The sequence below is a fragment of the Azonexus sp. R2A61 genome (genome assembly GCF_021401135.1).
Taxonomy (GTDB): domain Bacteria; phylum Pseudomonadota; class Gammaproteobacteria; order Burkholderiales; family Rhodocyclaceae; genus Azonexus.
In genome coordinates this window covers 624913-636917 of sequence record NZ_JACBFO010000003.1, presented here as the reverse complement: position 1 = coordinate 636917, position 12005 = coordinate 624913, and the positions used below count along the sequence as shown (strand labels likewise).

Below are 12005 nucleotides of genomic sequence, written 5' to 3'. Positions count from 1 at the left end.
TTGCCAACCAACGACGCCAGCCACGCCAAGCTCGGCCAGCCAGCGCACAGACGAGCCGAGACCGCCGTGAAAACCGTTCAATCGATGCCCCGCCACGGATGGCGCGCACTGCGCCATCTTGCCCTCCTCGCCGGCCTGGCGTCGGCCGCGCTGCCCGCCGGCGCCGACGAGGCAGCCCGGCAACTGGCCGCTGACCTGCTCGATCGCCTGGACGGCGGCGACTATCCGGCCGCCGTCGCACTGATGACACCGCAGCTGGCTACCGCGCTGCCGGCCGAACGCCTGCGCAGCGTCTGGGAATCGCTGCCGGCCGTCTATGGCGCCCGCCGGCAACGCGGTACCCCGGTCGACGAAAACTACCGCAGCGGCCACAAAGTGCGCGTACCGATGACGTACGAACGGGCGGCTTTGAACGCCGAAATCGCCATCGACGGGCAACGGCGCATCGCCGGCCTGCTGATCGTGCCGCAGACGGCGCCGACAGCGCTGGAACAGAACGCGAATTTCAGCGAAACGCCGCTCGCCATCCCGCTAGCCGGGGCTTCCCTGCCCGCCACCTTGACCCGTCCGGCTGCGGCCGGCAGGGTCCCGGGCGTCGTGCTGGTGCACGGCTCCGGCCCGCACGACCGCGACGAAAGCATCGGCCCGAACAAGCCATTCCGCGATCTCGCACATGGGCTAGCCAGGCGCGGCGTCGCCGTGCTGCGTTACGAAAAGCGCAGCCGCGCCCGCCCCGAAGATTTCGCCGGCGACTTCGGCATCGACGACGAGACGACCGACGATGCCGTCGCCGCGTTGCGCGTGCTGGCCGGCCAGCCCGGCATCGGCCCGGTCTTCGTGCTCGGCCACAGCCAGGGCGGCATGCTGGCGCCGCGCATCGCCGAGCGGGCCGCCGTGCCGGCCGGCGCCATCCTGTGGGCGGCACCCGCCCGGCCGGTGCTGGACAGCGTGATCGAGCAGTTCGAGCGCATCGCGGCGCAGGACGGCGCGGTGGATGCCGGCGAACGGCGCGCCATCGACGCGCTGGCCGGTGGACTGGCGGCCATCCGCCGCGGCGAAGATCCGCCACGCGCCGACGCGCCGCTGCAACTGCCGGCCGGCTACTGGCGCAGCCTGGACGCGGTGCGTGCGGTCGACGACGCACAACGGTCAAAAACGCCGCTGCTGATCCTGCACGGCGGCCGCGACTACCAGGTCACCGACGCCGACTGGGCGATCTGGCAGCAGACCTTCGCCGACTCGCCGCGGGTCGTACTGAAACGCTACCCGGCGCTCAACCATCTGGGCATCGCCGGCGAAGCACCGAGCACCCCGCTCGAATACCAACGGCCGGGGCGCGTCGACAAGGCGCTGATCGACGACGTCGCAGCGTGGATCAAGGCGCGCGCCGGGTCGTGAGGCACGGCACCGCTTAGAACTTCGCGCTCAGCGTCAGCGTCGCGCGGCGCGGCTCGCCGTAGAAGTTCATCCCCTGCGTCGACGACAGGCCGAACCAGCAGCTCTTGTCGAACAGGTTGTTGATGTTGAGGCCGACGGCGAACTGCGAACTGCGGAAAAACCAGGCTGTCGCCCAGCCGGCGCCGCAGCCAGTGCTTCAGCCAGCGGCCATGTTCGACGTAGAGAGTGCCGACGGCATCGCCGCCGGCGCAGGGAAATTCATGCTTGCGTTCCGGGACAGGTGACGGGCCGGCCGAATCGTTTTTCGACACCGCCGCCGTTTTTCTGGATAATAAGAACAATTCCCATTCGTAGCAAAAATTCTGATTCCCGTTCCCAGCCCGCCGATGGCCACGCATTTCTACGCCGAACTGGTTAACTTCTTCTCCCGCACCTTGCGCGACCGCGACGCGGCGAGCGACGTCGTGCAGGAGAGTTACGCCCGCGTGCTGGCCATGGAAAGCCAGGCGGCGATCCTGGACATGCGCGCACTGCTCTACCGCACCGGCAAGAACATCGTGATCGACGCGGCGCGCACGCGCCAGGCGGAACTGCGGATGATCGAAACCCTGAGCCTGATCAGTCCGGATGAATCGCCTTGCCTGGAACGCACGGTCGGCGCCCGCCAGGGCCTGGCGCAACTGGCCGCCCGGCTCGGCGCGATGTCCCGCAAGCGGCGCGAGGCCTTCATTCTGGTCCGCATCTACGGCTTCACGCACGCCGAAGCCGCCGGCCACCTGGAAACGACCGTGGCATCGATCGAAAAACACATGGTGCGTGCAGTCTGCGATCTCATGATGGAAAACGGCCGCCATGAGTGAACCGAGCGCAGTCGCCCGCCAGCGCCTGTTCGAGCAGGCGCTGCTGCTGGTCGTCCGCCGGCACGGCGGTTCGCCGCCCGATGCCGCGGCGGCGGCCGGCGAACTGGCCGACTGGGAAACGCGCGGCGGTGCCCACGCCGAGGCCAGCCGCGCCGCCCAGGACGCCTGGCGGCAAACCGACGCGCGTCGGCTGCGCGACGAATTCGCGTTGCCGCCGTCGGCCGCCGAACGCAAGCGGCAGACCCGCCGGCGGCTGAGCGCCCTGCTCGGTTTCGGCGCGCTGGCGCTGGCCACCGGCGGCGTCGGCCGCTGGTACTGGCAACGCCCCACGTTCACCCTGGTCGCCAGCACCGGCCGCGGCGAGATCGCCACGCACGAGTTGCCGGACGGCAGCCGCATCGACCTGGCGGCACGCTCGGAAGTCGCCATTGCCTACCACCGCGACCGGCGGCTGGCCCACCTGTCGGCCGGCGAAGTGCGCTTCGACGTGGCGCCCGACCCGCAGCACCCGTTCGAGATCGAGACGCCGCTCGGCCGCGTACGCGTGCTGGGCACCGCCTTCTCGGTACGCCTCAACGACAACGGCCTGCGCGTCGCCGTCGCCCACGGACGGGTCGCCGTCTGGCGCGCCGGACAACCGGCCGATGCCTTGCCGGATACCGAATTGGGTGCCGGCGATGCGGTCTACATGCCGCGCAACGGCGAACTGCGCCACAGCCGGGTGGCGCCCGACGACGTTGGCGCCTGGCGCCGGGGCTGGCTGGTCTTCGATGGCATGCCGGTCGACAAGGCAGTTGAGCGCTGGAACGACTACCTGGCGACGCCGATCGACATCGAGCCGCAACGCGCGCTGCACCGCATGACCCTGACCGGCAGTTTCCCGATCGACAACCCGCAGGCCTTCCTCGAAACGCTGCCGCGCATCCACCCGGTGAACGTCGTACCGCTCGGCAACGGGCATTTCGTGATCCGCCTGCGGTCGACCGCAACAAACGGCGAAAAAGCCGGCCGCGAAAAATAATTGTCCGGTAGTCGGCGTCACAAACGTCTTCACAGGGAAAACCACCCATGAGGACCTTCGCCATGTTCCCCCCTGCCCCGTCCCAAGCGCACCGCCCCTGGCGCCAGCGCCTGCTCCCCCTGGCCTGCGCCGCCGCCCTCGGGGGTCCGGCGCTCCTGCCGCCGGCCCTGGCCCAGAATACGGCGCCGGCCACCCGGCACGCCTTTGCGCTGGATGCCCTACCGCTCGGTCAGGCCCTGAACGCGTTGGCCCGTCAGTCCGGTGTCGCCATCTCGGCCGACGCAGCACGGGTCGCCGGCCGCAACGCGCCGGCGCTGCACGGTTCGATGACGCTGCACGAAGCGCTGCAGCGCGTGCTGGCCGGCAGCGGCCTGGTCGCCGTGCCGACCGGATCGGCCTATACCATCCACCCGGCCGGCACCGACGATGGCGCGACGCTGGCGCCAATGACCGTCACCGCGCAGGCCGACCGGGCGACCACCGAGAACACCGACTCCTACACCACGCGCAGCATGCAGACCGCCACCCGCCTGCCGCTGTCGATCCGCGAAACGCCGCAGTCGGTCAGCGTGATCACCCGCCAGCGCATGGAAGACCAGGGCCTGACCCAACTGCCCGACATCGTCCAGCAGACCGCCGGCCTGAGCATGGTGCAGTCCGGCAACGCCGGTTCCGACTCGTCGCCGATCTATTCGCGCGGTTTCCAGGTCGAGAACTACATGGTCGACGGCATCGGCCACCTGCACAGCAACTATTCGAGCATTTTCCAGAGCAACGACATGGTGCTCTATGACCGCGTCGAGATCGTGCGCGGCGCGACCGGCCTGATGAACGGCATCGGCACGCCGAGCGCGACGATCAACCTGATCCGCAAGAAACCGACCGCCGAGTTTCAAGGCTACGTCAAGGCCGAAACCGGCTCGTGGGACCGCTACCGGCTGGAGGCCGACCTGTCGGCACCGCTCAACGCGGCCGGCACGCTGCGCGGGCGCGGCATCGTCGCCTGGCAGGACAACGATTCCTACATCGACCGGCTGAACGAAACCAAGAAGATCGTCTCCGGCATCGTCGAAGCGGATTTATCGTCGAACACGCTGTTGACCGCAGGATTGACCTGGCAGCGCCACGACGCCACCGGCCACTCGCGCGGCGGCCTGCCGCTGTTCAACAGCGACCGCACGCGCACCCAGTGGCGCCGCTCCGATTCCGCCGCCGCATCGTGGGCCTCTTCCCGGCGCGAGAACCTGGCCGCCTTCGTCTCGCTCGAACACCGCTTCGCCAACGAATGGAAGGTCAAGGGTAGCTATTCCTACGACCGTACCGAGTACGACGAACAACTGGGCTACGCGACCGGCGGCAACCCGAACCCGGCGACCGGCGCCGGTGTATCGATGTATGCCGGCCGGTGGGCCGGCCCACCGGTCCAACACAGCCTCGACGTCTCGGCGAGCGGCCCGTTCACGCTGTTCGGCCGCCGGCACGACCTGGTGTTCGGCAGCACGCTGTCACGCACCAAGCAGGATGCCGAAGCCTACCACCTGTGGCACGTGCTGGCCGTTCCGAACATCTACACCTGGGACGGCAATACGCCAGGCAAGCCGGACAACTCGCCGGTCGGCGACTTCAACTACAAGGAAATGACGAAGAGCGCCTACCTCACTGCCCGCTTCAAGCCATTCGACCCGCTGTCCATCATCGTCGGCGCGCGGACGACGACCTGGGAGGACGAAACCTACAACCGCAGCTACGCGACCGGCGCCACCGACAACGTCACGCGCAAATGGACCAATCAAGTCACGCCCTACGCCGGCATCGTCTACGACCTGACCCAGCAATGGTCGCTGTACGCCAGTTATACCGACATCTTCAAGCCGCAGAGCAACCGCGACCCCGGCGGCAACTACCTCGACCCGCTGCTCGGCAAGGCCTACGAACTCGGTAGCAAGGCCGAACTGTTCGACGGCAAGCTGAACCTGGCCGCCGCGGTCTACCGCATCGAACAGGACAATCTGGCCGTCATGATTCCCGGCGTAACGGCACCGGACGGATCGCAGGCCTACCGCGCTGAGGCAGGCACGACGACGCGCGGTTTCGAGATCGAGGTCGGCGGCCAACTCGCCCGCCACTGGCAGGCCTCCGCCGCCTTCTCGCGCAACCTGCCGCAGAACGCCCAAGGCAAGCTGCTCAACACCAACGTGCCGCAGAACGCGCTCAAGCTGTTCTCGAGCTACCGCATGCCGTGGGTCGGCAACGGGCTGACCGTTGGTGGCGGCCTGCGCTGGCAGAACCGCACCTGGTCCGACCTCACCGTACTGGGCAGTCCGGCGCGGGTGACGCAGGAAAGCTACACGCTGGTCGACCTGATGGCGCGCTACGACATCACCAAGCAGTTCAGTGCGACCTTCAACGCCTACAACCTGTTCGACAAGACCTACCAGACCAGCTCGGCGTCGGCCTATTACGGCGAACCGCGCAGTTTCCGGTTGAGCCTGGCCTATCGCTTCTGATCCGGCAGGCGGACGCGTTCGTGCGATGCGTCCGCCGGTTTTTTTGTAACAGATTGTGACCAACACGACCTTTTTTCCCGTCTCAAACGACATGTCTATTGAGAGCGCCGAAAACAGGGCGCCGATCATCGATCGCCGTCGGCGACGCCCCCGACAATCCCTTCAGCCGAGGTTTGCCATGTCCGTTCCCTTCGCTTCACCCCGTCCGCGCAGCGCGCTGCTGTCGCGCATCGTCGCCGCCGTTTTCGGCGGTTACGCGCTGGCCTCCGTGTTCTCCATTTTCGTCAGCCACCTGCTGCCGGCCGAACTGCCCGAGGCGGTGCTCGGCGCGACGCTGTTCAGCTTCGCGGTCTACACCGCCGCCATCGTCTGGGTGTTCGCCGCTGCCAGCGCGACGCGCGCCTGGCTGGGCCTGCTGATTCCCGGTGCGCTGATGGGCGCGCTGGCCTTCGCCCTGCAGGTCGGAGGTGCGGCATGAAAACGACTTTCCGCCAGTCGATGTCGTGGCTGCACACCTGGGGCGGCCTGTGGTTTACGTGGATCCTGTTCGCCATCTTCCTGACCGGCACGCTGGGCGTGTTCGACGACCCGATCTCGCACTGGCTGCGTGAGAAAGGGAAAATCGGCGAATTCACGCCGTTGACCGCAGAACAGCGCGCCGACGCGGTGCGCAAGGCGCAAGCCTACCTGCAGGAAAAATCGCCGCGCGCCGAGTTCTGGACCATCGGCCTGCCCGACGATGAAAACCCGGAATTGCGCGTTTTCTGGCGCGCCGACGACGATGCGCCGGTCCACCGCCTGCGCCTCGATGCGCAGACCGGCCGCGAGCTGCCACCGGGCACAGCACGCGAAACCGAAGGCGGCCACCATTTCGTGCACATGCACTTCGAGTTCCACGCCGGCATGGCCGGCATCTGGATCGTCGGCGCGGCGACCGTCGCCATGCTGGTCGCGCTGGTCTCCGGCATCGTCGTGCACAAGAAAATTTTCACCGACTTCTTCACCTTCCGTCCCGGCAAGGGGCAGCGCTCCTGGCTGGACGGCCACAACGCGCTCGGCGTGCTGACCCTGCCCTTCCTGTTCATGATCAGCTACACCGGGCTGATCATCTTCTGGTCAATCTACATGCCGGCCGGCATCCTGGCGCGCTACGCCGGCGACGAGGACGCTTTCTTCGCCAAGCTGAACGAAGGCCCGCCGCCGCGCCCGATGCAGTTCGCCGACGCGCCGGTGCATGAACTGGCCTCGCTGATGCAGCGCGGCGAAGCGGCCATCGAGCGCGAGGCGGGTTTCGTCGTGGTCAACCACGCCGGCGACCGCAGCGCCGCAGTGCGTATCTTCGGCCGCTTCGATCCGGAGGCGGAAACCGATCGTCTGGTCGGCCGCAGCAACGGTTCTGCGCTGTTCGACGGGGTCAGCGGCGAAACCATCGACGTGCAGAAGCCAAACACCGTGCGCGGCGGCAATGTGCTGCAAACGCAGCGGACGATGAACGCGCTGCATTTCGTGCGTTTCGGCGGCTACCCGATGAAATGGCTGTACTTCCTGTCCGGCATGGCCGGCGCGGCGATGCTGGCGACCGGCGCGATCCTGTTCATGGTCAAGCGGCGCAAGAAGTCGGCCAATGAATTCGGCGGCGCGACGCCGCGCGTCTATCGCATCATCGAAGCGCTCAACGTCGCCGCCATCGCCGGGCTGTCGCTGGCCTGCATCGGCTTCTTCTGGATCAACCGGCTGCTGCCGCTCGACGTTGCCCAGCGGGGAACGCGCGAGATCGTGCTGTTCTTCGCGCTGTGGCTGCTGACGCTGGTCCATGCCGGGCTGCGCCCGCCCCTGGCCGCCTGGCGCGAACAACTGGCCGCCGTCGCCACGCTGTGCCTGGCGCTGCCGCTGCTCAACCTGGCCACCACCGGCGACTGGCTGTTCGCCGCGCTGGCCCGCGGCGACGGCGAAACGGCCGGCGTCGAACTGACCGCCATCGCCTTCGGCCTGATCTTCGCCGCCGCGCTGCGCCAGTTGCAACGACGGATGGCAAAACCTGCGGTCGACACCCGGATCGACGAAAAAACCGGCGCGCCGGCCAACGATGTCGCCCCGGCGACGGGAGGCCGCTGACATGGACAAGCATTTCGCCGTCTATCTCGTCTTCTTCGTCTGCTACGCCGCGCTGCTCGCGCTGTGCCTGGCGATGGACCGGCACCACGCCCAGGTCCTGCACGGCAAGCCGGGCCGCCCGCGGCGGCTGGCGCTGCGCCTGGCCGGCGGGAGCCTGATCGGCGTCGCGCTGTGGCTGTGCAGCCTGGCCTGGGGCTGGGCGATCGGCCCGGTCGCCTGGTTCGGCCTGCTGTCGGCCGCCGCTTTCGCGCTGGTCTTCCTGCTGCCTTACGCGCCGCGCTTTGCCGGCTGGCTGATCGTCGTCGGCCCGGTGCTGGCGCTGCCGCCCTTCTTTCTCTGATTCCCGAGGATCGTTCATGACACGCGCTGCCATCGCCGGCATCGTCCGGCGCTATCTCCCCGTTTTTGCCCTGCTCGCCGCGTCGACCGCACAAGCGCAGTATTTCTGGATCGACGGCGACGCCGACGGCCGCCGCATCCAGTCCGGCGAACTCGGCAAACCCGCCGCCATCGCCGATACCCGGGGCGCCCGCGCCTTCGCCGCCGACGGCAAGGATCTTGCGCTGGCGGCCCTCGACGGCGGCTACCGCGCCGCGCCGGGCGGCGGCGACCTGCGGTTTGCCGCCAGCCGCGCCGACGACAAGGCGCTGACCCTGTTCCACGCCCGCTTCGGCCGGCAGGAGACGAAGGCCGTCAGCGATCTCGAACTGGTCCCGACGACGCCCGGCGGCAACAGCTTCCGGCTGTTCTGGAAAGGCAACCCGGTCAGCGCCTCGCAGGTCAACGTCGTCACCTCGGAAGGCTGGTCGCGCATACTGCGGCCGGCGGCCGACGGTTCGGTGAGCTTCAATCCGTCCTTCCCGGGGCTGTACGTGCTCGAAGTGTCGGCCAGAATCAACGGCTCGGCGACCGTCGACGGCAAGAAATACGACGACGTGCGGCACGTTGCGACGTTGAGCTTCCGGGTGGATCGCTGATGTCCCGCCTTTCCCGTTTCGCCACGGCCAACCGCGGCCGGCTGCTGATCGCCGGCGGCTTGGCGCTGGCCGTCGCCTTGCTCTGGTGGGTCAAACGCCCGGCGGTGGATTACGAGGTGACAACGGTCGCCCGCGGCGACATCGAGGCCACCGTCACCGCCATCGGCACGCTGCAGCCGCGCCGCTACGTCGATGTCGGCGCGCAGGTCTCCGGCCAGATCCTGAAACTGCACGTGCAGCCGGGCAGCCGCGTCGACAAGGGCGATCCGCTGGTCGACATCGACCCCAGCGTGCAGCGGGCCACCGTCGACGCCGGCCGCGCCGCGCTGGCCGGGCTGCGCGCCCAACTGGCCGAACAGCAGGCGCAACGGATACTGGCGCAGCAGCAGAACGAACGCCAGCAGCAACTGGCACTGGCCGACGCCACCAAGCGCGAGGACGTGCAGACGGCGGCAGCCAACCTGGCCGCCGCCTTCGCCCGCATCGACCAGCTGAAAGCGCAGATCGAGCAGACCCAGGCGACGCTCAAGGCCGACGAAGCCCGCCTCGGCTACACCCGCATCTTCGCGCCGATGGCCGGCACCGTGGTCGCCGTCGAGGCGCGCGAGGGGCAGACGCTGAACGCCACCTACCAGACACCGAACGTGCTGCGCATCGCCGACCTGTCGGGGATGACCGTGTGGACCGACGTCTCGGAAGCCGACATCGCGCAGGTCAAGGCCGAATTGCCGGTCTGGTTCACCACGCTGGGCGGCCACAACGAAGCCCGGCCGCGGCGCTGGGAAAGCCGCATCCGCCAGGTCCTGCCGGCCCCGCCGACGGCGCCCGCGACGGCCGGCGGACAAGCCGGCGGCGGCCAGCCGCAAGGCATGAAGGCGGTCAATTACACGGTGCTGTTCGACGTGGACAACCCGGACGGCGCGCTGATGCCGCAGATGACCGCCCAGGTCAGCATCGTCACCGCCGCCACCCGCAACGTGATCAGCGTGCCGCTTGCTGCGGTCGACGGGCTGGGCGAGGAAAAACCGACGGTGCGCCTGCTCGGCCGGGACGGCGACATCGAAGTCCGGCCGCTGACGCTCGGCGTGCGCAGCCGCCACCTGGCCGAAGTGACTGCCGGGCTCAGTGAAGGCGAACGCCTGATCCTCGGCGAAAAGGCCGTCGCCAGCGGCCCGCGGAGATTCACCTGGTGACACCGCTGATCGAACTGCGCGGCATCCGCAAGCGCTACGGCGGCGGCGACCGGCCGCTGGTCGAGGTGCTGCACGGCATCGACCTGAGGATCCACAGCGGCGAATTCGTCGCCATCGTCGGCGCCTCCGGTTCCGGCAAATCGACGCTGATGAACCTGATCGGCTGCCTGGACCGCCCCAGCGAGGGCAGCTACCGTTTCGCCGGGCAGGACGTCGCCGATTTCGACGCCGACCGCCTGGCCTGGCTGCGCCGCGAAGCCTTCGGCTTCGTCTTCCAGGGCTATCACCTGATCGCCACCGAATCGGCGCGCGAGAACGTCGAGATTCCGGCGCTCTACGCCGGTGTACCGGAAACCGAACGACGCCACCGCGCCACCGCGTTGCTCGACCGGCTGGGCCTGGCCAGCCGCCAGGACAACCGGCCCAACCAGCTGTCCGGCGGCCAGCAGCAGCGCGTGTCGATCGCCCGCGCCCTGATGAACGGCGGCCGCATCATCCTGGCCGACGAACCGACCGGCGCGCTCGATTCGCACAGCGGCGCCGAGGTCATGCTCCTGCTGCGCGAACTGGCGGCGGCCGGCCACACCGTCATCCTGATCACCCACGACCGCGACGTGGCGGCGCAGGCCGAACGCGTCATCGAAATCCACGACGGCAACATCACCCGCGATTCCGGCCCGTCGACGCCGTCGACCGCACTACCGCTGCCGACGCTCGACCCGCTCGAACAACGCGGCGCCAGCCTGCGCGACGACCTGGCCGAAGCGATGCGCACCGCCTGGCGGGCGATGCGCGTCAATCGCGGGCGCACCGGCCTGACCCTGCTCGGCATCGTCATCGGCGTCGCCTCGGTGATCCTCATGCTGGCCATCGGCGAAGGCGCGCGGCAACGCGTCATCGACCAGATGGGCAGCATGGGCACGACGATCATGTACCTGGGCAGCAAGGTGCCGAAAACCGGCGGTCCGGTCGGCATGATCAGCGACGACGACCTCGACGCGGTACGCGCCCTGCCCGACATCCGCCGCGTCATGCCGGTGATCGGCGACCCGATCCTGGTCCGCCATGGCAACGTCGAACGCACCATCTACGTCTTTGCCGGCGGCGAGGAAATGACCGACATCTTCCGCTGGCCGGTCGCCCGCGGCCGCTTCTTCACCGGCCGCGAGAACGACGAACTGGCACCGGTCGTGGTCGTCGGCAACAAGGCCTACCAGCAATTCTTCCCCGGCGTGGCCGACCCGATCGGCCGGCATCTGCTGATCGGCAACGCGCCGTTCGAGGTGATCGGCGTGATGAGCAGCCGCGGCAGCGACGGCTGGGGCCAGAACTACGACGACATGGTCTTCATCCCCTATCGCGCCGGCCGTGCCCGCGTCTACCGGACGCAGACGCAACCGGACTACTCCGTCATCGACGTCGTCTCGGCCGACGTGGTGGACGAAGCGGAAGCCGCCGTCGGCACGCTGCTCAGCGAACGCCACGGCCGCGAAGACGTGGCCATCGGCAACGCCGCCGCCCGCATCAAGGCCGAGATGCAGACGCGCGAGGCGATGACCATGATGCTCAGCCTGATCGCCGCCGTCTCGCTGGTCGTCGGCGGCATCGGCGTGATGAACGTGATGCTGATGACGGTGCGCGAACGCACCCGCGAAATCGGCATCCGCATGGCCACCGGCGCCCGCCAGCGCGACATCCAGCGCCAGTTCCTCAGCGAAGCCGTGCTGATTGCGCTGACCGGCGGCCTGATCGGCGTCGGCAGCGGCCTGGCCATCGGCTTCGCCCTGCTGCTCTGGGAAATCCCGGTGGTTTTCTCGTTGACCGCAATCCTCGGCGCCTTCGGCTGCGCCATCGCCACCGGCCTGGTCTTCGGCTGGCTGCCGGCCCGCCAGGCATCGCGGCTCGATCCCGTACGGGCGCTCTCCGGAGAATGA

At 68.6% G+C, this 12005-nt stretch carries 10 protein-coding genes; all 10 read left to right on the top strand.

The genetic code is table 11. The features are described 5' to 3' along the window. The first annotated feature begins 66 nt into the window (after positions 1-66). On the top strand, positions 67-1398 hold the full coding sequence (locus tag L0962_RS12950; RefSeq protein WP_234086857.1) for an alpha/beta fold hydrolase: 1332 nt from the start codon (positions 67-69) through the stop codon (positions 1396-1398). A 386-nt stretch (positions 1399-1784) separates the two neighbouring features. Then, entirely contained in the window at positions 1785-2258 is a 474-nt protein-coding gene (locus tag L0962_RS12945; RefSeq protein ID WP_234086856.1) for a sigma factor-like helix-turn-helix DNA-binding protein, read from the top strand. Beyond that, positions 2251-3279: a FecR family protein gene (locus L0962_RS12940; protein ID WP_234086855.1), complete on the top strand. Its 1029-nt coding sequence runs from the start codon at positions 2251-2253 to the stop codon at positions 3277-3279. The genes L0962_RS12945 and L0962_RS12940 overlap by 8 nt, the downstream gene beginning before the upstream one ends. A gap of 62 nt (positions 3280-3341) precedes the next feature. Next, complete coding sequence (locus tag L0962_RS12935; protein ID WP_234086854.1) at positions 3342-5786, top strand: TonB-dependent siderophore receptor; 2445 nt, start codon at positions 3342-3344, stop codon at positions 5784-5786. A 178-nt stretch (positions 5787-5964) separates the two neighbouring features. Continuing rightward, on the top strand, positions 5965-6264 hold the full coding sequence (locus tag L0962_RS12930) for a DUF3649 domain-containing protein (protein WP_234086853.1): 300 nt from the start codon (positions 5965-5967) through the stop codon (positions 6262-6264). Then, complete coding sequence (locus L0962_RS12925) at positions 6261-7901, top strand: PepSY domain-containing protein (RefSeq protein WP_234086852.1); 1641 nt, start codon at positions 6261-6263, stop codon at positions 7899-7901. Before L0962_RS12930 ends, L0962_RS12925 begins: the two co-directional genes overlap by 4 nt. A 1-nt stretch (position 7902) precedes the next feature. After that, entirely contained in the window at positions 7903-8241 is a 339-nt protein-coding gene (locus L0962_RS12920) for a DUF3325 domain-containing protein (protein ID WP_234086851.1), read from the top strand. Between the two features lie 16 nt (positions 8242-8257). After that, complete coding sequence (locus tag L0962_RS12915; protein ID WP_234086850.1) at positions 8258-8878, top strand: DUF4198 domain-containing protein; 621 nt, start codon at positions 8258-8260, stop codon at positions 8876-8878. Beyond that, a complete protein-coding gene (locus L0962_RS12910; protein WP_234086849.1) occupies positions 8878-10071 on the top strand; it encodes an efflux RND transporter periplasmic adaptor subunit in 1194 nt (397 codons plus the stop codon). The genes L0962_RS12915 and L0962_RS12910 overlap by 1 nt, the downstream gene beginning before the upstream one ends. Next, positions 10068-12005: a MacB family efflux pump subunit gene (locus L0962_RS12905; protein WP_234086848.1), complete on the top strand. Its 1938-nt coding sequence runs from the start codon at positions 10068-10070 to the stop codon at positions 12003-12005. Before L0962_RS12910 ends, L0962_RS12905 begins: the two co-directional genes overlap by 4 nt.